Annotated in this window: 19 protein-coding genes; 7 read left to right on the top strand and 12 right to left on the bottom strand. The window is 68.3% G+C overall.

Features of this window, described 5'->3' with window-relative positions; genetic code table 11:
- Positions 1-20: 20 nt before the first annotated feature.
- The 5 genes from ACZLIB_RS22945 to ACZLIB_RS22925 all read right to left on the bottom strand — a co-directional run bounded on the left by ACZLIB_RS22945 (position 21) and on the right by ACZLIB_RS22925 (position 4,356).
- Positions 21-1,448 (bottom strand): amino acid permease, encoded by a 1,428-nt coding sequence (locus ACZLIB_RS22945; protein ID WP_423167750.1) that lies wholly within the window; start codon positions 1,446-1,448, stop codon positions 21-23.
- 177 nt (positions 1,449-1,625) lie between these two features.
- Positions 1,626-2,324 carry a suppressor of fused domain protein gene (locus ACZLIB_RS22940; protein WP_478468837.1) on the bottom strand — a complete coding sequence of 233 codons (699 nt, stop codon included), beginning with the start codon at positions 2,322-2,324 and terminating at the stop codon, positions 1,626-1,628.
- Entirely contained in the window at positions 2,321-2,743 is a 423-nt protein-coding gene (locus tag ACZLIB_RS22935) for a hypothetical protein (RefSeq protein ID WP_478468836.1), read from the bottom strand. The genes ACZLIB_RS22940 and ACZLIB_RS22935 overlap by 4 nt, the downstream gene beginning before the upstream one ends.
- A complete protein-coding gene (gene leuE / locus ACZLIB_RS22930; RefSeq protein WP_005411716.1) occupies positions 2,740-3,369 on the bottom strand; it encodes a leucine efflux protein LeuE in 630 nt (209 codons plus the stop codon). The genes ACZLIB_RS22935 and leuE overlap by 4 nt, the downstream gene beginning before the upstream one ends.
- Positions 3,370-3,384: 15 nt before the next feature.
- Positions 3,385-4,356: a LysR family transcriptional regulator gene (locus tag ACZLIB_RS22925; RefSeq protein ID WP_121504956.1), complete on the bottom strand. Its 972-nt coding sequence runs from the start codon at positions 4,354-4,356 to the stop codon at positions 3,385-3,387.
- A gap of 91 nt (positions 4,357-4,447) precedes the next feature.
- Between ACZLIB_RS22925 and ACZLIB_RS22920 the strand changes: the two genes are divergently transcribed.
- On the top strand, positions 4,448-5,455 hold the full coding sequence (locus ACZLIB_RS22920) for a zinc-binding alcohol dehydrogenase family protein (RefSeq protein WP_478468834.1): 1,008 nt from the start codon (positions 4,448-4,450) through the stop codon (positions 5,453-5,455).
- 120 nt (positions 5,456-5,575) lie between these two features.
- On the opposite strand, the gene ACZLIB_RS22915 is transcribed toward ACZLIB_RS22920, so the two are convergent.
- On the bottom strand, positions 5,576-6,181 hold the full coding sequence (locus tag ACZLIB_RS22915) for a glutathione S-transferase family protein (RefSeq protein WP_478468833.1): 606 nt from the start codon (positions 6,179-6,181) through the stop codon (positions 5,576-5,578).
- Positions 6,182-6,225: 44 nt separating this feature from the next.
- On the opposite strand from ACZLIB_RS22915, the gene ACZLIB_RS22910 reads away from it, so the two are divergent.
- The 3 genes from ACZLIB_RS22910 (at position 6,226) to ACZLIB_RS22900 (ending at position 8,939) form a co-directional block, all read left to right on the top strand.
- Positions 6,226-7,785, top strand: a complete 1,560-nt coding sequence (locus tag ACZLIB_RS22910; protein ID WP_032128491.1) for a DNA recombination protein RmuC — start codon at positions 6,226-6,228, stop codon at positions 7,783-7,785.
- A 72-nt stretch (positions 7,786-7,857) separates the two neighbouring features.
- Complete coding sequence (locus ACZLIB_RS22905; protein ID WP_032128490.1) at positions 7,858-8,256, top strand: hypothetical protein; 399 nt, start codon at positions 7,858-7,860, stop codon at positions 8,254-8,256.
- A 137-nt stretch (positions 8,257-8,393) separates the two neighbouring features.
- A complete protein-coding gene (locus tag ACZLIB_RS22900) occupies positions 8,394-8,939 on the top strand; it encodes a glutathione peroxidase (RefSeq protein WP_478468832.1) in 546 nt (181 codons plus the stop codon).
- An 84-nt stretch (positions 8,940-9,023) separates the two neighbouring features.
- On the opposite strand, the gene ACZLIB_RS22895 is transcribed toward ACZLIB_RS22900, so the two are convergent.
- Genes ACZLIB_RS22895 through ACZLIB_RS22870 form a run of 6 tightly spaced genes read right to left on the bottom strand, consistent with a single transcriptional unit; the run spans position 9,024 to position 13,120 of the window.
- Positions 9,024-10,037, bottom strand: a complete 1,014-nt coding sequence (locus ACZLIB_RS22895; RefSeq protein WP_049420935.1) for an MlaA family lipoprotein — start codon at positions 10,035-10,037, stop codon at positions 9,024-9,026.
- A gap of 1 nt (position 10,038) precedes the next feature.
- Positions 10,039-10,350, bottom strand: a complete 312-nt coding sequence (locus ACZLIB_RS22890) for an STAS domain-containing protein (protein ID WP_032128488.1) — start codon at positions 10,348-10,350, stop codon at positions 10,039-10,041.
- Positions 10,340-11,002, bottom strand: a complete 663-nt coding sequence (locus ACZLIB_RS22885; protein ID WP_010487479.1) for an MlaC/ttg2D family ABC transporter substrate-binding protein — start codon at positions 11,000-11,002, stop codon at positions 10,340-10,342. Before ACZLIB_RS22885 ends, ACZLIB_RS22890 begins: the two co-directional genes overlap by 11 nt.
- On the bottom strand, positions 10,999-11,523 hold the full coding sequence (gene mlaD, locus ACZLIB_RS22880; RefSeq protein WP_478468831.1) for an outer membrane lipid asymmetry maintenance protein MlaD: 525 nt from the start codon (positions 11,521-11,523) through the stop codon (positions 10,999-11,001). The genes ACZLIB_RS22885 and mlaD overlap by 4 nt, the downstream gene beginning before the upstream one ends.
- Positions 11,524-11,582: 59 nt before the next feature.
- Positions 11,583-12,332 carry an MlaE family lipid ABC transporter permease subunit gene (locus tag ACZLIB_RS22875; RefSeq protein WP_005414955.1) on the bottom strand — a complete coding sequence of 250 codons (750 nt, stop codon included), beginning with the start codon at positions 12,330-12,332 and terminating at the stop codon, positions 11,583-11,585.
- The gene (locus ACZLIB_RS22870; protein WP_153856625.1) at positions 12,332-13,120 is read right to left on the bottom strand and encodes an ABC transporter ATP-binding protein; all 789 of its coding nucleotides are present in this window, start codon (positions 13,118-13,120) and stop codon (positions 12,332-12,334) included. The genes ACZLIB_RS22875 and ACZLIB_RS22870 overlap by 1 nt, the downstream gene beginning before the upstream one ends.
- A gap of 189 nt (positions 13,121-13,309) precedes the next feature.
- Between ACZLIB_RS22870 and recC the strand changes: the two genes are divergently transcribed.
- The 3 genes from recC to recD are packed head-to-tail and all read left to right on the top strand — an operon-like array spanning position 13,310 to position 22,211.
- Positions 13,310-16,657 (top strand): exodeoxyribonuclease V subunit gamma, encoded by a 3,348-nt coding sequence (gene recC, locus ACZLIB_RS22865; protein ID WP_478468830.1) that lies wholly within the window; start codon positions 13,310-13,312, stop codon positions 16,655-16,657.
- Positions 16,654-20,334 carry an exodeoxyribonuclease V subunit beta gene (gene recB / locus ACZLIB_RS22860; protein WP_478468829.1) on the top strand — a complete coding sequence of 1,227 codons (3,681 nt, stop codon included), beginning with the start codon at positions 16,654-16,656 and terminating at the stop codon, positions 20,332-20,334. The genes recC and recB overlap by 4 nt, the downstream gene beginning before the upstream one ends.
- Positions 20,331-22,211 carry an exodeoxyribonuclease V subunit alpha gene (gene recD / locus ACZLIB_RS22855; protein ID WP_478468827.1) on the top strand — a complete coding sequence of 627 codons (1,881 nt, stop codon included), beginning with the start codon at positions 20,331-20,333 and terminating at the stop codon, positions 22,209-22,211. Before recB ends, recD begins: the two co-directional genes overlap by 4 nt.
- The last annotated feature ends 8 nt before the right edge of the window (positions 22,212-22,219 follow it).

The raw sequence follows: 22,219 nt of genomic DNA, 5'->3' as shown, positions 1-22,219 counted from the left end.
CGGCACGACCGGTGATCCGTTTACTTCGCGATCAGTGCGTGGCGGCGGCTGTACAGGAGGTACAGCACGAGGCCGACCACGTTCCACAGCAGGAAGTACAGCTGCGTGGTGTGCGGCAGGCTGATGAACAGGTAGATGCAGCCCAGCGCGGCCAGCGGGCCGACCACGAAGGCCAGCGGCGTGCGGAACGTGCGCTCGCGGTTCGGCTCGCGCAGGCGCAGCACCACCAGGCAGATGCCGACGGCGGTGAACGCGGCCAGGGTACCGGCGTTGGCCAGCGCGGCAATCTCGTCCAGGCGCGCCACACCGGCCAGCGCCGACACCACCACTGCGGTGAACAGCGTGGTCGCCACCGGCGTGCCGGTGCGCGCGTTGACCTTGGACAGGCCACGCGGCAGCAGGCCATCACGGCTCATCACGAAGAAGATGCGGCTCTGGCCGTACAGGAAGGCCAGCAGCACGGTCGGCAGGGCGATGATCGCGATCACGCCGATCACCATCGCCGCGGTCGGATGGCCCAGCTGGCGCATGATCAGCGCCAGCGGCTCGGCGCTGTGGCCAAACACGGCGTAGCTCATCGCACCCACGGCGGCCAGCGCCACCAGCACGTAGACGATGGTGCAGCCGATCATCGAACCGATGATGCCGATCGACAGGTCGCGGCCCGGGTTCTTGGTTTCCTCGGCGGCGGTGGAGATCGCATCGAAGCCGTAGAAGGCGAAGAAGATGATCGCCGCCGCTGCCATCACGCCGTGCTCGACGCCATCGGGGCCCATCGACTTGGCGAAGCCATACGGCATGAACGGCTGCAGGTTGGCGCTGTCGAAGGCGGGCAGGGCAACGGCCACGAAGATGGCCAGCGCGATCAGCTTGAACACCACCAGGATGGCGTTGAGGGTGGCGCTTTCCTTGGTGCCGGCCATCAGCATGCCGGCCACCAGCCAGGTGATGATGATCGCCGGCAGGTTGATCATGCCGCCTTCCACGTGCGGGCCGGCCGCCAGCCAGGCCGGCAGGTGCACGTTCCAGCCGAACTGGGTGTGGACCCATTCGAGGAAGCCGACGAAGTAGCCGGACCAGCCCACCGCCACCGTACTCACCACCAGCGAGTACTCCAGGATCAGGCTCCAGCCCACCACCCAGGCGAACACCTCGCCCAGCGCACTGTAGCTGTAGGTGTAGGCGCTGCCGGCGGCCGGCATCATCGTCGACAGCTCGGCGTAGGACAGTGCCGCGCAGGCGCAGACCGCACCGGCGATGGCGAAGGAGATCAGCACGGCCGGGCCGGCCAGGTTGGCACCGACGCCGATCAGCGTGTAGATGCCGGTACCGACGATGGCGCCAATACCCAGCGCGATCAGGTGCGGCCAGCTGAGCGTCGGGATCAGGCGCCTGCCGGCTTCGTGGACGGTGACGGAATCTAGGGACTTGCGCCGGAACAGGGACATGCAGGCCTCGGAAGGGGTGACTAAGAACGACAAGTTCCCGAGTGTGACCGAACGCAGCGCAGCATTACCACTGACGGGGGTCATGCGAGGGTCAGATGCGTCACCGGCGCGGCTGTACTCCGAGCATTCTGCCGGAATCGGCACAAATGCCGGCAGGATTCGAAATGATTCGATCCCTCAAGGCGAGCCGGGAGGCGCTTGAAGCGTGGGAGCAGGGGCCAGATCGATGCTGACCCGCTGCGGATCGACCACCGGCGCCGCACCTTGGGTTCTCAACTGGGCCACCAGCACTTCGAAGCCCTGGGCGCGGCCGAACGCATGCTCGTCCAGGGTCAATGGCAGCAGCTGCAGGAAGTCGAATCGTCCCGATGGCAGTTGCTGGGGTCCAGGAAAATGCAGTGACGGAACGAAGACGGCCGCCTGCAGCATGCTCCCCGCGTGATCCACCGGCCCCCCCAGCTTCAGCCGGTCCCATGGCGCCAACGGATTGCCGGGCATGCGTGAGTGGCACAGCAGCAGGTGGTACGCGGTGAACCAGCGCAAGGTGGTCAGCGCCCACGTCGCTTCATCCTGCGTCTCAAGCATCAGTTCGATGCCCCACCCCGAATCTCCATCTTCGTGCCGCCCTTCCCAGGGGTTGGACAGGCCGGTGCTGACATAGATCCAGTGCCGTCGATCACCGTGCGGAGGGCACGCATTGACGCCGACATGCAGCCAGCGCGGGTCGATCTGCTCCTGCTTGAAGACGTTGCGCAGCAGATCCATGTCGAGGGGGTAGATCCCCGGTCCGGTATCGCCGAACAACCGCCGGTACAGCGTCTCCTCCCGATACTCCCAGCTGCGCTCCAGCAGGGTGTCGTCGTCGATGGTGCTCACTCGGCCACCCTGCCGGGCCAGCGGCAGCCGTCTTCCTGCCAGGCTTCGGGGTCGTCGTGGAAGGTGGTGCTGCGGCCATCGCGGGCGCGTTCGTAATGCAGATCCAGCACCAGGGCACCCTGCGTGCTCAGCAGGTAGCGGCCGTTGAGGCGTCCGTCGATGCGTTCTTCCCAGACGCTGTCGAACTGGTACGGGCGATCTTCGGCCAGCACCGTGGTCTCCATCGAGATCCGGTGCAGGGGCAGGCGCTCGCGCTGCCCGGCGTAGCGCACATCGGCCCGGCCGTCTTTCAGCCAGCGCCATTCCAGGTGGATGCTGTCATTGCGACCGCCGCTCAGGCAGCGATGGTCCTGCACGGTGGTGCCAGAGGCGGTGCCGGCGAGCAGTAGTGCGACCGCGGTTGCCAGCCAGGCCTTCATCCGTTCAACCCCAACCGGATGCCGAACCCGACAAGGAACAGGCCGGCCACGCGGCGCAGCGCATCGCTGATGCGCGGATGCTGGATCAGGCGGCGACGGGCCAGGTTGCCCACGCCGATCAGCATCGAGCAGTAGGCGATGCTGACCACCAGGATGATGCCGGCCAGGGCCGCGAAGGTGGCGATGCCCTGGTGCGCCTTCGGATCGATGAACAGCGGCAGGAAGGCCATGTAGAACAGGATCGCCTTCGGGTTGAGCAGGCTGACCAGGATCGCCTGCTGGAAGTAGCGGCCCGGCTGCATGCGGATCGGACCAGCATCACCGCCCTCGTGCTTCGGCGTGCGCAGCAGGCTGATGCCCACCCATACCAGGTAGGCCGCACCCAGGTACTGCACCGCGTGGAACACCAGCGGGTTGGCCTTGAGCAGCGCCGCCACGCCCGCCAACGCCAGCCACATCAGGATCTGATCGCCGACCAGCAGGCCGGCCAGCGCGGTATAGCCACCACGCACGCCGCCACGGCCGGTGGCGGTCAGCAGCGTGAAGGTGCCGGGGCCGGGCAGGGCGAGAAACACCAGCACAGCGACCAGAAATGTCCACAGGTCCTGGATGCCCATCCACGGCATGGCGGCGTTCTCTTGTTACGGGGGGCCGCCATTGTCGGCCAGTGCCGCCGTTGGCGACAGGGGGCGGGTGAGGCCAGTGGGCATGCCAGACAGCAGCGGTTGCAGGTGCTGGCGCAGCTGCGCATGCAGTTGCCGTACCGCTGGCGAGAACTGCTTGCGGTGCGGGCATACCAGCTGCAGCGGGATGCTGCTGCCAACACCATCGAGCAGCAGCTGCAGGCGCCCGGCCAGCACGTCCTCGCGCAGGTCCAGCCAGGACTTGTAAGTGATGCCTTCGCCGGCCACGGCCCAGCGTCGCACTACATCGGCGTCGTCGCAGACCAGCGGACCGCGCACCGGAATCACGCTGCGACGCCCGTCGACCTCGAATGACCAGCGGTCGTAGGCGCGGCCGTTGAGTTGATAGACCAGGCAGTCGTGCTCGCGCAGATCCTCCAGGCGGGTGGGCGTGCCACGCCGCTGCAGGTAGCCGGGCGAGGCGGCCAGCACGCGTCGATTGCCTTCCAGCAGCGGCAGGGCGACGTAGTTGGCGTCGTCGAAGTGGCCGATGCGGATGGCCACGTCGACCGGGTCGCGGAATACATCGGCCACCTCGTCGGACAGGCGCAGGTGCAGGCGCAGCCGCGGGTGCGCAGCGCGGAAAGCGCTCAGCCAGGGCAGCAGCAGGTTGCGGCCGAGGTCCGAGGGCGCCGACAGCTGCAGGGTGCCGTGCAGCTCGGTGTCCTCGCCCTGCACGCGCGCCTGGCCCTCGCGCAGGGTGGCCAGTACCTCCTGCGCATACGGCAGGTACAGCGCACCCTCGCCGGTGAGGCGCAGGCTGCGGGTGGTGCGCACGAACAGGCGCAGGTCCAGCTCGCGTTCCAGCCGCGCCACCGCCGCGGCGACCTGTCCGGGCAGCAGGTCGGCCTCGCGCGCCGCCTGCGAGAAGCTGCCCAGTGCGGCAGTGCGGACGAACAGCTGCAGATCGTCGAAGCGGATCATCTTCATTGCCAGAGTGAAAGTGCTGCCCGATTCTGCGCCTTTCTGCGGGAGCGCGTGCGGCGCAACCTGTCGCCTCCTTCCCCACTGGACCGCTGCCATGCGCGCCATTGCCTACACCCAAGCCGGCCTGCCGATCGATGATGCCCAGGCCCTGATCGACATCGAACTGGAGCTGCCGCAGCCTGGCCCGCGTGACCTGCGCGTGGCGGTGCGCGCGGTGGCGGTGAACCCGGTCGACACCAAGGTCCGTCGCGGCGTGGCCACCGATGGCCCACGTGTGCTGGGCTGGGATGCGGTCGGCATCGTCGACGCGGTGGGCAGCGAGGTGACCCTGTTCCAGCCCGGCGATGCGGTCTACTACGCTGGCGTCATCGATCGCCCGGGCAGCAATGCCGAGTACCAGCTGGTGGACGAACGCAGCGTCGGCCGCAAGCCGGCCAGCCTCGACGATGCCGCCGCCGCCGCGCTGCCACTGACCGCGATCACCGCCTGGGAACTGCTGTTCGACCGCCTGCGCATCCCCGAGGGCGGTGGCGAAGGCCAGACCCTGCTGGTGATCGGCGCTGCCGGCGGTGTCGGTTCGATCCTGGTGCAGCTGGCGCGGAAGCTGACGAAACTGTCGGTGATCGGCACCGCCTCGCGTCCGGATACCCAGGACTGGGCGTACGCAATGGGTGCACACCATGTGATCGACCACAGCCTGCCGCTGGCCGAGGGCCTGGCGCGGCTCGGCATCAGCGAGGTGCAGCACGTGGCCAGCCTGACCCACTCCGACCAGCACTACGCGCAGATCGTGGAACTGCTGGCGCCGCAGGGCCAGCTGGGGCTGATCGATGATCCGGGCCAGGTGGATGTGATGGCGCTCAAGCGCAAGGCGTTGTCACTGCACTGGGAATCGATGTTCACCCGGCCGCTGTACCGCACCGCCGACATGCAGCGCCAGCACGACCTGTTGAACCGGGTGGCCGAGCTGATCGACACAGGCGTGCTGCAGACCACCCTGGGCGAGCATTTCGGGCGCATCGACGCGGCCAACCTGCGGCGTGCCCACGCGCTGCTGGAGAGCCACCGTGCCAAGGGCAAGATCGTGCTGGAAGGCTGGTAACGCCCGGTCTTTCTGTAGAGCCGAGCCTGCGCCCGGCTCTACAGCGCTTCATCCACGCATGGCGTGGATCAGCCGTGTCGACCAAGGTCGACACCTGCCAACAGCTGCGGAAGCCACTGCTCAGGCCACGCCGTTGTCGACGTACTCGGCGAAACCGGGCTGTTTGCGCAGGCGCTCGAACCAGGCATCCACATGTGCCAGTGCCGGCTTGCTGCCGGGTGTGCTGCGCCAGCGTTGGGTTGACAGCCCGAGCACGATATCCGCGAGGGTGAAGGCGTTGCCCGCCACGTAGCCGTCGGTGGCGGCCAGCTGTGCATCAAGCACAGCCATCAGCCGGTTCCACTGCGCAAGGCTCGCCTCCGCCCGCGCATCGTCCGGGTAATCGGCATGCCCGCGCACGCGCGCCATGAACACGTGGCGCCACGCCGTGTTCAGATCTGTCGCCTGCCAGTCCATCCACTGCTCCACCCCCGCCCGTGCCTGCGGCGCCACCGGCAACAGGTCGTGGCGCCCGGCGCGCGCGGCCAGGTAGCGGCAGATGCTGTTGGATTCCCACAGCACGAAGCCGCCCTCGCACAGCACCGGCACCTGTGCGTTCGGGTTAAGGCCGCGCAGCAGGTCGGCATCGGGTGCCGCATGGTGCCGCACCGCCAGGTCCAGCCCGGCACACAGCCACAGTACCTTGCGCACATTGATCGAGGTCGGCTTACCGTACAGTTCGAGCATGGCCTGACGCAGCGTTTGAGACGGGGCCAGCCTACACTGGTGGCATGAACATCGAATTTCTCATGATCCTGGCCGTGGCCCTGCTGCTGGCGACACTGGTGGCACTGGTCATCCTGCTGCGCCGTGGGGCAGGCGACGCGTCCTCGGGTGATCTGCACCAGCAGCTGATCAGTGAACGCGAACAGCACCGGTTGGCCCTGGTCGATGCCGGCCAGCTGCGAGGCCGTCTGGACGCGCTGACTGCGGAGCTGGAAAGCGAGCGTCTGCGGGGACTGCAACACGCCGAGGCCATTACCACGCTGACCACGCAGGTCGCGCGTGAGACTGCCGTGTCAGCCAGCCGCGAGGCACTTCTGGCAGAACGCGAATCGGCCTTGGCTCAGACACGCACGGCGCTGAACGAATCCAGCGCGGAACTGCAACAGGCACAGCAGCGCTATCAGCAGCTGCACGGCGAACATGCGCGCGCGCTGGCGAACCTGCAGCATTCGGAGCAAGCCAGCACGGAACTGCGAAGCTATCTGGAGACTGCGAAGGAAAAGCTTTCGGGCGCCTTTGCTGAACTGGCCGGCAAGGTCTTCGAGGAGCGCGGACAGCAGTTCGAAAAGAACGTGCGCCAGGCCACGGTGCAGTCGCGTGCGGATATCGAAGGTCTGCTGAAGCCGTTCGCCGACAAGCTGGGTGATTTCCGCACCCGGGTCGATACCCTGTATGGCGAGGAAGCCCGCCAGCGGGCCAGCCTGCTCGGCGCCGTGGGCGAATTGAAGACGCTGAACCAGGATATGGCCGCGCAAGCGTCCGCCCTGACCAATGCGCTGAAGGGCAGCGCCAAGGTCCGCGGCGACTGGGGCGAACTGATGCTCGACAACGTGCTGCGTGGGTCGGGTCTGGAAGAGGGCGTGCACTATCAGCGGCAGAAGCACGCCGTGGACGATGACGGCGCACGTCTGCGCCCGGACGTGGTCGTGCAGTTCCCTGACGAACGCAGCGTAGTGATCGATAGCAAGGTCAATCTGATCGCTTGGCAGGAGGCGATGAACGCTGCCACTCCGGAGGAATCCGAAGACGCGCTGCGCCGCCATGCCGTCGCGCTGCGCCAGCACGTCAAGGATCTCGGCGAAAAGAACTACCCCAAAGCACTTGGCACCGAGACGCTGGACATCACCATCGCCTTCGTTCCCATCGAAGGTGCATTGTCCGCCGCGCTGGGTGCCGATGGCAGCCTGCAGGCCTACGCCTTTGACAACCGCGTGGTGTTTGCTTCGCCCAATACGTTGATGGCCCTGCTGCGCGTGGCCGAGCGCCTGTGGACGCGCGACAAGGTGCAGAAACAGGCACTGAAGATCAGTGAGGCAGGCGGGTTGGTGCTGGACGCACTGACGGGCTTCCTGAAGGACTTCAGTGACATGGGCAAGAAGCTGGACGATGCTGGCAAGGCCTACGCCGATGCACGCAACCGTCTGATCGATTCGCCGCAGTCGGCCATCAGCCGTGCGCGTCGACTTGCCGAACTGGGCAGCAAGGCCAAGCGCGCGCTGCCGCCGGAGTTGACCCCGGATCCGATGCAGCAGCTGACTGCCCCGGAGGGCGGCGAAGAGACCTGAGTGCACTGACACACCACCTGCACCATGCAATGCGTATGCTGGTGGTCTCGATTACCGCCTGCAGGTCCGACCATGCGTCTGCGCTTCCTTGCCAGCCTGGCCCTGGCCGTCCTGTTGTCGGCCTGCAGCAGCACGCCGCCCGCCGCCGATGCGGCGGCACAGCCGGCGGCGGCAGACACGCCGGAAGCCACCGAGGCCTACCAGGAGGCGCGCGACGTCGACTGCCAGGCCGCCGGCGGCAGCCTGCAACGGCTCGGCCGGCTGCAACGCGAGCAGTGCGTGATTCCCTATGCCGATGCCGGCAAGGCCTGCAGCCGCAAAAGCGACTGCACGGGCCAGTGCCTGGCCGGTCCCGAGGTGGGCGCTGGCAGCGCCGCTACCGGTACCTGCCAGCGCGATGTGCGCCAGAACTTCGGCTGCCGCCAGCGCATTGATGACGGCAAGGCGCAGGGCACGATCTGCGTGGACTGATCGTAGTGCCGGCCGCTGGCCGGCAACCGCATGAACCCTTGCGAACGGTCGCACGATTGCCGGCCAGCGGCCGGCACTACCGCCATCGCGCGGCGCTATGCTGGTGGGCCATTCCCCGCTGTTGCCGGAGCCCCCGCGTGAGCACCCCGATCCAGGACATTTCCCTCACCACCATCGACGGCCAGCCGTCCTCGCTTGCCGACTACCAGGGCAAGGTACTGCTGCTGGTCAACGTCGCCTCCAAGTGCGGCCTGACCCCGCAGTACGAAGGCCTGCAGGCGCTGTATGCGGAAAAGCACGCGCAGGGTCTGGAAGTACTGGGCTTCCCCGCCAACAACTTCCTCGGCCAGGAGCCGGGCAGCGAGGCGGAGATCCAGCAGTTCTGCCAGCTCACCTACGAGGTCAGCTTCCCGATGTTTTCCAAGATCAGCGTGGCCGGTGACGATACCCATCCGCTGTACCAGCAGCTGACCGCCGCCCAGCCGCAGTCGATCGGCGAAGGCCCGCTGCGTGAGCGCCTGGCCAGCAAGGAGATCCCGATCCACGCAGTACCGGCGGTGCTGTGGAACTTCGAGAAGTTCCTGGTTGGCCGCGACGGCAAGGTCATCGCGCGTTTCGCCCCGGACGTGGCTGCCGATGACGCGCGCCTGCGCGAGGCCATCGAGGCAGCGCTGGCAGCCTGAGGAAAGCGTGCCAACCAAGGTTGGCACCTACCGGAAAAGAAAAACCCCGCCGAGGCGGGGTTTTTCGTGCGCTGCAGACCGGACTCAGTGCGTCCACTGCGGCATCGGCATCGCATCGACCGGGATCGGCGAATTGGCATCGTCGTGGCCACGGTCGCGCTTGCTGCGCAGATCGTTCTCGATCTGGTAGTTGCGGCGCTGCATCCACGCATCGCGTACCAGCGAGTACTCGTCCACGGCGGTGTCACGCAGGTCGTCGATTGCCAGCAGCTGCGCGCGGGTATCGACCAGCTGCATGCCCTGCAGGCCGATGCGGATCTTGTCCTCTTCGATGCGGCGGATCGGCGACAGCGGAATGTCACCGGCCAGGCCGAACACATCGCGCACGGTGCGAGGGCCGAAGAACGGCAGTTCCACGTAACGCGAACGACGCCAGCCCCAGGCACCCAGGGTCTGCCCGAAGTCCTCATTGCGACGCGGCACCATCGCCTTGCTGGCCGGATCGAACAGGCCGCCGATACCCAGCGTGCTGTTCATCAGGAAGCGGCCCAGGCTGTCCCACGCATCGGCACCACGGCCCTGCAGCAGCTGGTTGGTGATGGTCACCGGTGCGCGCAGGTTGCTGAAGAAGTTGCTGACGCCGGTGCGGGCGAAGCGCGGCACCACGTGGGTGTAGGCCGTGGCCAGCGGGCGGGCGATGCCACGGTCAACCGCGTTGTTGAACGTGTGCACCTTGCGGTTGAACGGTTCCCACGGATCGTAGGCTGCCGCGCTGCCAGTGTTGCCGGCACCGCCGTAGAGGGCATCGAAGTCGTCGTCACCACCGGGGGCGGTCGCCGCCGCGGCCCTGGCCGCATCGGTGTCGGCGCTGCGGGCCGGTGCGGATGGCGGCGTGGCCGGCGCAGGTGCGGCAACCACGGCTGTTGCCGGTGCGGCATCGACCGTAGCGGTATCGGCGGTGGCGGCAGAGGCCTCGGCGATGGTGCTGGCCGGGACCACGGTGCTGGCTGCGGGCGCATCGCTGCGTGCGGGCTTGCCGGCGCAGGCGGTCAGGGCGGTGGCCAGGACGATCAGGGGGAAAGTGCGTACGACGTTCATGTCAGCTCGCAGCAGAAGTAGCGTTGAAATCCAGGTCGGGCGACAGCCGGTAGGCTGCGCTCAGCTCGTTGTAGCCGGCCGGCGCGCCGGAGACTGCCAGCGGGTGACCGCTCTTGCGCGCACGTGCGGCCAGCTCGGCCAGCAGCGCCAGGCCGGCGCTGTCCACGCGTTCGACCTCACCCAGCTCCAGCCGTGACAGCTTTGCCGGCAGGGCCTGCAGCTGCGGCCACAGTGCGATCACCGCGGCACGGTCGAGCACCCCGCGCAGGCGCAGGGTGTCGCCTTCCAGCAGCGCCAGTGCGTTACTTGCCATTGCCCGCGGGCCCGGCCTGCATGCTGCCGCTGTGCAGTTCGTTGGCCACCTGCTTGATGCCCTTCTGGCGCAGCGGGGTGTCGAACTGGTTGCGGAAGGTCTGCACGTAGGAAATGCCTTCGATGTTGACGTCGAAGATCTTCCACTGGCCGTTCACGTTGCGCATCCAGTACTCGACCGGGGTCGGTTCGTTGCCGGCGCGCACCAGTTCGGTGCTCACGCGCACGCCACGATTGCCCGGCAGCGGGCTTTCACCCTTCAGGCGGAAGCTCGGCTTGCCCTGGATGTTGAGCAGGGTGGAGCCGTAGCGCTGCATCAGGCTGTCGGCCATGGCATCGGCGAACAGCTTGATGTCGGCGTCGGAGGCGCCGCGGGCGTGCGGGCCCAGCACCAGGCGCGCGGCGTAGTCGCGGTCGAAGGTGCGGGTCAGCTCGCTGTCGATGTAGCTGCGCAGGCTGGCCGGGTTGCTGGTGAACTCGCTCTTGCGCTGCTGCAGCGTGGACAGGATGCGGCTGCTGGCATCGATCACCACCTTGCCGGCCTGGCTCTGCGTTGCGGCAGCGGCCGGCGCAGCGGCCTGGGCCTGGGCCAGGAACGGGGTGGCCGCCAGCAGCGCCGAGGCGAGCAGGGCCGGGATCAGTTTCATCTTCATGGTTGCGGTTCCGTTGCAGGCGCCTGCGCGCCATCGTTGGGCTTCTGAGCAGCGCCGCCACCGGCACCGCCACTGAACATGTACTTGCCGACCAGCTGGATCAGGTCCACCGCCGGCTGGGTGAAGACGATCTCGTCACCGGCCTTCAGCACGTCCGGATCACCGCCCGGCTGCAGACCGATATAGCTCTCGCCGAGCAAACCGCTGGTGAAGATGCCGGCCGAGGTGTCCGCCGGCAGGTCCTTGACCTTGCTGTCCATGCGCAGGGTGACGATCGATTCGAACTTCACCGGGTCCAGGTCGATCGAAGCGACCTGGCCGACAGTGACGCCGCCGATCTTCACCGGCGCCTGCTTGCGCAGCTGGCCGACCTGGGAGAAGCGTGCCTTCAGCTCGTAGCCTTCGCTGCCCCAGCTCCAGCGCTGGTTGGTCGAGGCCACGGCCAGCACCATCAGCGAGGCCAGGGCCAGCAACAGGAACGCGCCGACGGAAAATTCGAGTCTGGGACCGCGGATGGCCATGTGGATTACCTGATCGAGTCGTTGTGGCCGCGCGCGCCTGCGCACCGCCGGTGGAGGGGTTAGGTGAACAACATTGCCGACAGCACGAAGTTGAACATCAGCACCAGCAGCGAAGCATTGACCACCGCACGGGTGGTCGCCACCGAAGTGCCTTCAATGGTGGGCTCGGCGTGGAAACCCACATAGGCGGCAACCAGCGCGGCAGTGCCGCCGAAGATCGCCGACTTCAGCATTGCCACGCCGAAGTCGTCCCAGAAGTCCACGCTGTTGCGCAGCGCCGACCAGAACACGCCGTTGTCCAGGCCCAGCACGTGCACCGCTTCGAAGTAGCTGGCACTGATCGCCAGCGAACAGAAGATGCCGGTCAGCAGCGGCACGGTCAGCACCGCCGCCCAGAAGCGCGGTGCCACCGCCTTGGCCACCGGGTCGATCGCCATCAGCTCAAGCGCCTTGATCTGGTCGGTGGCACGCATCAGGCCCAGCTCGGCGGCGATCGAACTGCCGGCGCGGCCGATGAACAGCAGCGCGGTCAGCACCGGCGCCAGCTCGCGGTACAGCGACAGCCCGAGCAGGGTCGACAGCGCGTCGGCCGCACCGAAGGTGGTCAGCGTGCGGTAGCCCTGCAGGGTCAGCACCAGGCCGACGAAGGCACCGCCGACGGCGATGATCGGCAACGAGCGCGCACCGATCTTGTAGATCTCGCGGGTCAGCTCGGCCAGGAAATCACGGGTTGGCAGCGAACCGCGCAGCACGGTCAGCGAGAACAGGCCGGCGCGACCCAGCGAGCGGGTGGCTTGGACGAACGGCATCAGGCGACCCTCGCGCGCGGCGCGGCATCGAACGGGATGGGGCCATCGGGCTGGCCGTGCAGGAACTGCCGCAGCAGCGGGTCCTGGCTGGACTGCAGCGCCTCGGGCGTGCCCTGGAACACGATGCCGCCATTGGCGATCGCGATCACCTGGTCGCAGATCGGCAGGGTCTCGTGCACGTGGTGGCTGACGATGATGCTGGTCAGGCCCAGGCTGTGGTTGAGGCGCTGGATCAGGCTCATGATCACGCCGGAGGCGATCGGGTCCAGCCCGGTCAGCGGCTCGTCGTAGATCATCAGCGGCGGGTCCAGTGCCAGTGCGCGGGCCAGCGCCACGCGGCGTGCCATGCCACCGGACAACTCGCGCGGCCAGGCGTCGGCGGCGGCCAGCAGGCCCACCGAATGCAGCTTCATCTGCACCAGCCGGCGCAGCACGGCGGCCGGCAGGCGGGTGTGCGTGCGCAGCGGCAGCGCGACGTTCTCCGCCACGGTCAGGTCGGTCAGCAGCCCATTGCCCTGCAGCAGCACGCCCACGCTCTTGCGCATTTCAAGCAGCGCGGCGCTGTCATGCGGGATCGGTTTGCCGAACAGGGTGACCTCGCCAGCGACCGGGCGCAGTTCGCCGGTCAGCGCCGCCAGCAGGGTCGACTTGCCGCTGCCGGATGGACCGAGCACGGCGGTGATGCTGCCCTTGGGCACCTGCAGCGACACGTCGCGCAGGATCGTGCGCCCGCTCCGGTCGATGCGGACGTTGGATAACTGCACCAGACTGGAGGTGGAAGCCGACATGGGCACCATTAACGTTTTTTAGACATCGAAGGATCGGGCCAGCCGGCTGAACATAAGCAGACTGGACGGTGCAGTATTGTTGCACGACACGTCCTGGCGCAGGCCGGGACAATCGACCGGCATCCCGGAACAATCCGTACCGCTGGCGGGCCAACCATTGAATACTGCCTGCCGTCCTGCACACTGTGCATGATGAGTGACCCAGGCAGCGATTTCCGCCTCTACCATTCCAATTCCTTGGACGTGCTGGCCGCGCTGCTGGCACGCAACGTGCGCGCGCCCGTACCTGGGCAGCCACTGCTGGCGCCGGAAGTGGTGCTGATCCCGCAGGTGGCGATGCGCCGCTGGCTGCAAGCGACACTGGCCGCGGAATTCGGCGTCGCCGCCAACCTCGAATTCCTGACCCCGGGCGAGTTCGTGGCCCGCGCACTGAAGGCCAATGTCAGCGGCGAGCAGGACGACCTGGACGCGGCCGGCCTGCACTGGAAGCTGTACCAGGCCCTGCGCGACCCGGCGTTGCTGGCGCAGCCACCGATGCGCGCGCTGCAGTCCTATCTTGCCGGCGATGACGCATTGAAGCCGTGGGCGCTGGCCGGCGAGCTGGCCTCGGTGTTCGAGAAGTACCAGGCCTGGCGCCGCGATTGGCTGCTGCGCTGGGCGGCCGGTGCCGATCCGGCCGATCCGCAGGCGATCCTGTGGCGCACCATCACCCACGGCCACGACTATCGCGCGCGCCGCATCCAGGAATACCTGGACCGTTTCGAAGGGGCCGGCCAGCCGTTGCCACAGGGCTTGCCGCCGCGCATGTCTGCGTTCGCGACGCTCAACATCTCGCCCGACGTGCTGCGGGTGATGGCCACCCAGGCGCGGGTGGGCGAGCTGCACTTCTATATGCCCACCCCGGTGCAGTCGTACTGGGGTGACCTGCAGACACTGGCCGAGCGCCTGCGCAGCGGCGCGCCCGATCCCTTCGGCGAAGCAGCCGGCGAAAACCGCCTGCTGGAAGCCTGGGGCGCAGCCGGCCGCGACTTCATGGCGGTGCTGGGCAGCTACGAGGTGGTGCACCCTGCTGGCGAGATCGCCGCCTATTCCGATCCGGAGGAGGACACCCGCCCGAGCCTGGATGAAGGCGGCCTGTCCGACAGCCTGCTGCATCGCCTGCAGCGTGACCTGTTCCACCGCCGCGCACTGCCCTCCGGCGAGCTGCGTGACGGGCTGCGCAGCGACGATCCCAGCCTGCAGGTACACGCCTGCCATACCCGCCTGCGCGAGCTGCAGGTGCTGCACGACCAGCTGCGCAGCCTGCTGCAGGACCCGCGCTTCGACCCGCCGCTGCAGGCGCGCGAGATCGCGGTGCTGGCGCCGGACATCGATCCCTACGTGCCATACCTGGAGGCGGTGTTCGGCGGCCGTGGTGGCGAGGAGGAGCACATCCCCTATGCGCTGGCCGACAGCAGCCCGCTGGCCGGTGAACCGCTGGCCGATGTGTTCGTGCACCTGCTGGGCCTGCCGGTCTCGCGCTTCGGCTTGAACGAAGTGCTGGACCTGCTGGCCAGTGCACCGCTGGCCGAAGCGGCCGGTCTGGAAGCGGTGGACTTCGATCGCCTGCATGGCTGGTTGCAGCAGGCGGGCGCACGCTGGGGCCTGGATGCGAAGCACCGCAACCAGCACCAGGCACCGGCCGACGACGCCTACACCTGGCAGTTCGCGCTGGACCGCCTGGTGCTCGGTCACGCGACCGGCAGCGAGGCCGACCTGGCCGGTGTCGCACCGTGGATCGAGCTGGAGGGCGGCGCATTGGAAGCGCTGGACCGGCTGCTGCGCCTGTTGCGCGTACTGGCGGTCTACCAGCGCCGCCTCGGTGAGCTGCTGACCCCGGCGCAGTGGCGGCAACGCCTGCTGTCGCTGCTGGACGCGCTGCTGCCGACTGCGCCCAGCTCGCCCAACAGCCAGCGCGCGCTGGAGCGCCTGCGCAAGCTGCTCAACCAGTTCGCCGATGATGCCGCCAAGGCCGGTTTCGCGGACGGGGTGCCGCCGGAGGTGGTGCGCGCGCACTTCGCCGGCGCGCTGGGCGAGGCGGATACGCGCGCACCGCTGCTGACCGGTGGCATCAGCTTCGGCCGCATGGTGCCGATGCGCCTGCTGCCGTTCCGGGTGATCTGCGTGCTCGGTCTCAATGATGGCGATTTCCCGCGCCGTGACCCGGCGGCCGGTCTCAACCAGCTCACCGCCGAGCTGGACACGCCGCGCCGCCGTCCGGGCGATCGCTCCACCCGCGAAGACGATCGTTTCCTGTTCCTGCAGCTGTTCGCCGCCGCGCAGGAGGTGTTCTACCTCAGCTACCTCGGTGCCGATCCGCGCGATGGCAGCGTGCGCGAGCCGTCGGTGCTGGTCAGTGAACTGATCGATGCCGCCGCCGCGTATCACCTCGATCCGCCTGCGGCGGTCCGCGACTTCACCGTGCGCCACGCACTGCAGCCGTTCTCGCCAGCCGCGTTCGGTGACGGCGATCCACGCCGCTTCAGCTATCGCCGCCAATGGCATCCGGCCGCCGGTCGCCTCACCGGCCAGCGTGGGGGCCTGCAGCCGTGGTTCGATGCCCCCTTGCCGCCGCCGCTCGACGATGCGGTGGAAGACGACGTCGCACTCGATACCCTGCGCCGCTTCCTGTGCGACCCGGCCGGGCAGTTCCTCGCACAGTCGCTGGGCCTGCGCCTGGCCGACGATGTCGAGGACGTCGATGACCTGGAACCGCTGGTGCTGTCCTCGCGCGGGCCGGAGAAGCGCAGCGTACAGGCGGCGGTGGTGCGCGCCACGCTCAGCGGCGATACCGAGCCGTTGTACCCGCGGCTGCGCGCGCGTGGCCTGCTGCCGTCGGGCCCATTGGGCGAGCGCCAGTTCGAGGTGGAGCAGTTGAAGACCCGTCCGTATGCCAGTGCGTTGCTGGGCTGGATGCAGGGCGAACCGCTGGAAAGCCGTCGCTACGAAGTGGACATCGACGGCGTGCGCCTGCATGGCCGCGTGGCCGATCGGCATCCCGAGGGCCTGGTGCGCCTGCGCGCCGGTACCCTCAATGGCAATGCGGTGATCCGCCAGGGCCTGGACTGGCTGCTGGCCAACGCCGCCGGCGATGCGCTGTCGCTGGTGCAGTTCCACGATGGCGGTGACGCCGGTCCCGGCCCGCATGTGCTGCCGGCACTGAGCGCTCCCGCTGCACGCGCCGCACTGCGCGCACTGCTGCAGCTTCGCCAGCGTGGCCTGCGCGAGCCGCTGCGCTTTGCCCCGTACACCGGCTGGGTGCTGTACAACGCGCCGGCAGAAAAACAACGCAGCGAAGGCTGGAAGCAGTGGCATGGCAGCGACCGCAGCTGGGGCGAATCCAGCAGCGACGCCTGGCAGCTGCTGTTGCGCGGTGCCGACCCGTTTGCCACCGACGCCAGCTATGCCGACCTGCTGCGCAACAGCCAGCTGGTCTTCAGTGCGGTGCGTGAAGGCCGCGCCCTTGGCGCCGACACCAGCCAGGAGGGCAGCGCATGACCCCCGCCATCGCAGATGAGGAAACCCAGCGCATGGCGGGCGATCCCTACCTGGCCCTGCCGCTGGATGGCATCCGCCTGATCGAGGCCAGCGCCGGTACCGGCAAGACCTTCACCCTGGCGACGCTGTTCACCCGCCTGGTGGTGGAGCAGGGCCTGCGCATCGGCCAGATCCTGGCGGTGACCTTCACCGACGCTGCCACCCAGGAACTGCGCAAGCGCATCCGTGAGCGCCTGGCGTTGGCCGCGCGCCTGGTCGATCTGGAACCGGCCGAGGGTGAAGCACCCGACGCGAGATTGACCCGCGACGTGCTGCAGCGTCATCTGCAGGGCGGCTCCGAGAGCGCCGCTGCACTGAAGCGCCGCCTGCAGGTGGCTGCCGACGAAATCGACCTGGCGTCCATCTTCACCATCCACGGCTTCTGCACCCGCGTGCTGCGCGAGCATGCGCTGGAAAGCGGCCACACCTTTGATCCGCCGGAACTGCTGGCCAGCGATCGTGAACTGCTGGAGGAGCTGGCCGCTGATCTGTGGCGGGTGCATGCCAATGACCCGGCCACATTGGAGCCGCTGACCTGGTTGTGGTCCAACCCGGACGCGCTGGCCGCCGATCTGCGCGCGCTGCTGGGCACGCCGCCACTGCACCCGTTGCCACAGCCGGTGACGTTGGCTGATCCACATGCGGCGCTGCAGAGCGCGGCCGAGGCACTGTCCGCAAGCGTGCGCGAACATGGCGAGCAGTTCTTCATCGACCTCTGCGATGCCGTCGACAACAAGTGGATCAATGGCGTGTCCTACAAGCTGGGCTGGCTGCACCCGCTGGGCCGCCAGCTGCTGGCCTGGGCCGAGCGCGCCGACCCGCGCGAGCTGCTGGCCAGCGAACGCCTGCCGGCGCTGCTGCCGGAGGTGCTGGCCGACAAGACCAACAAGAAGTTCCCCGACCGCACGCCGTCGTCGCCATTGCAGGCGCCGTTGGCGCGCTATGTCGCGCTGCTGGCCGAACGCGATGCCTGGTTGCGTGGTACCGCGCTGAATTTCCTGCACACGCTTCGCGCCGAAGCCACGCAGCGCCTGCAGGCGTTGAAGCGCACGCGCCGGGTACAGACCTACGACGATCTGATCGATGGCGTAGCGCTCGCCCTGGAAGGCCCGCAGCGGCTGATGCTGGTCAAGCAACTGCGTGCGCAGTACCGCATCGCGCTGGTCGATGAGTTCCAGGACACCGACGATCGCCAGTGGGGCATCTTCCACACCGTGTTCGGCGATTCGCCGGAGGTGCGCGAACTCGGCCTGGCGCCGGCGCTGTTCCTGATCGGCGACCCCAAGCAGGCGATCTACGGTTTCCGCGGCGGTGATATCCACACCTACCTGAAGGCCAAGCAGGTGGCGCAGCAGGCGCCGGTGCTGGACCAGAACTTCCGCTCGCGACCGGCTGTATTGCGCGCGCTGCAGGCGCTGTACGACAACGGTGGCGAAGACGCCTTCCTCGAGCGCGACATCCAGTTCGAGCCGGTGCGGCCCGGTGGCGTGCGCATCGACGAGGACTACCAGCGCGACGGCCATGCCGCCACGGCACTTACCCTGCGCGTGCTGCGCAGTGGCGGTGACAAGGCGATGAGCGCCGACGCCTCGCGTGAGGCCGCGACCCAGGCCTGCGTGGCTGCGATTCACCAGATCCTGGTCGAGGCGCGTGCGGGCAATGCCGTGTTGCGTGGGCGCCCGGTGCAGCCCGGTGACATCGCGGTGCTGGTGCGCTCGCATCGCGAGGCGACGCTGGTGCAGCGCGCGCTGGCCGCGGTCGGCATTCCCGCCGTGGCGGCCGGCAAGCAGAGCCTGTTCGCCACCAGCGAAGCGCGTGATCTGCGCGCGCTGCTGCTGGCGCTGCTGCAACCGGCCGACGAAGGCCGCTTGCGTGCGGTGCTGGCCACCGTGCTGCTTGGCCAGCGGGCAAGTGCAATCGCCGCGATGGAGCGCGAGGGCGACCTGCAACGCGAGTTCCAGGCGCAGCTGCTGCACTGGCGCGAGCGCTGGCAGCGCGGTGGACCGTTCGCGGTGATCGCCGATGTCTGTGCCGCGCAGGGCGAACGCCTGCTGGCGCTGATCGATGGCGAGCGCCGCTTGACCAATTACCTGCAGCTGGGTGAACTCCTGCAGGAAGCCTCGGTGCAGGCGCTGGGCATGCATGGCCTGCTGGACTGGCTGCAGGGGCAGATGGCCAGCGCCGACCAGGATGACGAGCAGCAGCTGCTGCGCCTGGAATCGGATGCGCGCCGCGTGCAGATCATCACCCTGCACAAGAGCAAGGGCCTGGAGTACCCGCTGGTGTTCCTGCCCTTCGTCGGCATCGACGGTGGCGCACCGAACACCGCCTCGCACTGCACCGTGCACGTCGGCGGCCAGCGCCAGCTGCACTGGAAGCTGGACAAGGATGAGGCCTGGGAAACGGCCAGCAGCCAACGTGAGCGCGAGCAGCGCGCCGAAGATGCGCGCCTGCTGTATGTCGGCCTGACCCGCGCCGAACACGCGTTGTGGATCGCCGTGGGTGATCTGGCCGGACTCGGCAGGACACGGCTGGCGCCGTTGCTGGGCGACCTGCAGGCGCTGCGCGCGCATGCCGACGTGCACCTCGATGACAGCGAGACAGCGGCCGCGCTGCCGCAGCTGGCGGCCGAAGTGGAAGGTGACCTTCCGGCGGTGCGTGCCCTGACCCGGCGCGTCCCGCACGACTGGTGGGTATACAGCTTCACCCAGCTGGCGCATGCCGATGCGGGCGCTGACAGTGATATCGAAGCCGCCGCGACCGAGCTGCCGGCACCCGCCGCCGACGAACCTGCGGGCCCGGAACTGCCGCTGGAACCGGCACTGCCGGAACCCGCCGCGGCGGCCGAAGACAGGACACCGGTCGACCCGCGCTTCATGGGTAGTCGCTTCGGCAACGTGCTGCACGAAGCGATGGAGAACGTCGACTTCGCCGCATGGGGTGACTGGCAGCCAGGCCTGCAAGCCCCTGAGGGCCAGGCCGAGGTGCTGCGCAAGGCACTGCACGACGAAGGCTATGCCGACGTCGATCTGGACGATGGCGTGGCCGTACTGGTGCCGCTGGTCGGCCACACGCTTACCGTGCCGCTACCCGAAGGCGGCGCGCTGCACAGCCTGGGTGAAGGCGAGCGTCGCGCGGAAATCGACTTCCATTTCGCCATCGAGCCGACCACGGTGCCGGCGCTGCTGCAGGTGCTGCATGCGCACGGTGTTTCCAGCACGCGACGCGGCTTCGGCCAGCGCCGCCGGTTGGAAGGGCTGATGACCGGCATGATCGACCTGACCTACGTGCGCGACGGGCGCTGGTACGTGCTCGACTACAAGTCCAACCGCCTGCCCGGTTACAGCCCGGACCTGCTGGCCATTGCCATGCGCCACAGCGAGTACGACCTGCAGGCACTGATCTACACCGTGGCCCTGCATCGCTGGCTGCGTTTCCGCCTGGGTGCGGCCTACGACTACGAGCGCGACATGGGCGGCATCCGCTACCTGTTCTGCCGCGGCCTGGATGCCGCCGGCAACGGTGTGCATGTGGACCGCTTTCCGTTGGCGCTGGTGGATGCCCTGGATGCGTTGTTCGCCGGTGGCGAACAGGCCCAGGCCGAACTGGCCGCGCGTGCCCGTGGAGCCAGTGCATGAGCCTGCTGAAGGAACTGCACCAGAAGGGCCTGCTGCGCACCCTCGACCATGCACTGGCGACCAGCCTGCAGCGGCTGCGCGACGACACGCCCGAGAGCGTGGCGCTGGCGGCCGCGCTTGCGTCGCTGGCGGTATCGCAAGGCCATGCTGCGTTCGATCCGGCACAACCGCAGCGGTTGCTGGAAGGCGTATCCGAGTGGCCTGCCGCACAGGACTGGCTGGCACAGTTGCGCGCATCGCCGTGGGTCGCGACACCCGAGCAGGCCGATGCCATCGCCGAGGATGCGCCGCTGGTGCTGGAAAACGGCCTGCTCTACCTGCGCCGCTACCGCGAGTACGAGCGTCAGCTGGCGGCCGGCCTGCAGCGTATCGGCCGGCATCCGCTGCCGGCGCCGGATATGGCGGCGCTGGCACCGTTGTTCGCGCAGCTGTTCCCGCAGGCATCGGGCAGCGAGGATCACCAGGCACGCGCGGCCGGCGTGACCCTGCGCCATCCGCTGGCACTGGTCACCGGCGGCCCCGGCACCGGCAAGACCACCACCATCGCGCGCCTGTTGCTGCTGCTGGCTGCGCAGGCCGGGCACGCCGGCCAGCCGCTGCCTGAGGTGGCATTGGCCGCGCCCACCGGGCGCGCCGCCGAGCGCATGGCCGAGAGCCTGCGTGTGGCTGTGCAACGTCTGCAGGAACAAGGACTGGATCCGGCGCTGTGCGCGGCGCTGCCCAGTACCGGCACCACCCTGCATCGCCTGCTCGGGGTGATTCCCGATTCACCGCGCTTCCGTCACCACGCCGACAATCCGCTGCCGGTGGACGTGGTCGTAGTCGACGAAGCCTCGATGATCGATCTGCCGATGATGGCCAAGCTGGTCGATGCGATCGCCAGCGGCACCCGGTTGATCCTGCTCGGCGATCCCGACCAGCTGCCGTCGGTCGAGGCCGGTGATGTGCTCAGCGCGATCCTGCGTGCCAGCGGCGACGGCATCGGCACCCGTGCCGACGACGCGCAGGCGCTGCACGGCCTGCTGGCGCCGGCCACCTTGCAGCCACAGGCCGCACCACGCGCCTTCGCCGGCCGTCGCGTACAGCTGCAGCGCGGCTACCGGCAGAGCAATGCGCTGGACCTGGCACCGCTGGCCCATGCCGTGCGCGAGGGCGACAGCAGCACCGCGCTGCAGCTGCTGCGCAGTGGTGAACTGGCCGGCGTGCATTTCCACGAAGGCGAAGCCGATCCGCTGCGTGGCCAGCGCGAGCACCTGCTGGGCCATTGGCGTGCACTGGCCGACGCCGCCGATCCGGTACGGGCGCTGCAGCAGGCCGGGCGCCTGCGCGTGCTGACCGCCTTGCGCGAAGGCCCGCAGGGCGCACGCGGGCTCAACAGCCGCATCGAACAGCTGCTGGCCGGCAACACCCCCGGCTACTTCCAGGGCCGCCTGCTGCTGGTCACCGAGAACAGCTACCGTCATCGCCTGTTCAATGGCGATATCGGCATCTGCCTGCGCGATGGCAGCGGCGCGATGGTGGCCTGGTTCCCCGGAGACAGCATCGACCAGCCACGCGCCTTCCACCCGGCGGCACTGCCCGCGCACGAAAGCGCCTTCGCGATGACCGTGCACAAGGCACAGGGCTCGGAGTTCGATGAGGTGTGGTTGCAGCTGCCGCGCCAGGACAGCCGCGTGCTGTCGCGCGAACTGGTCTATACCGGCCTGACCCGCGCCCGCCAGGTGCTGCATTTGGCGGGCAGTGCGGACGTGCTGCAAGCGGCGTTGAAGCGCCATGCCAGCCGGTTGGGTGGGTTGGCGTGGCGGCTGGGTGCGGAAGCAGTGGCCGAAGCACCGGCGCGCATTGAACAGCCCACGGTGCAGGGCACGTTGTTCTGAATCGGGGT

The sequence above is a fragment of the Stenotrophomonas sp. 220_Sma genome, assembly GCF_056487375.1.
The sequence above is the reverse complement of the archived record's forward strand: the minus strand, read 5'-3'. Positions and strand labels throughout refer to the sequence as shown.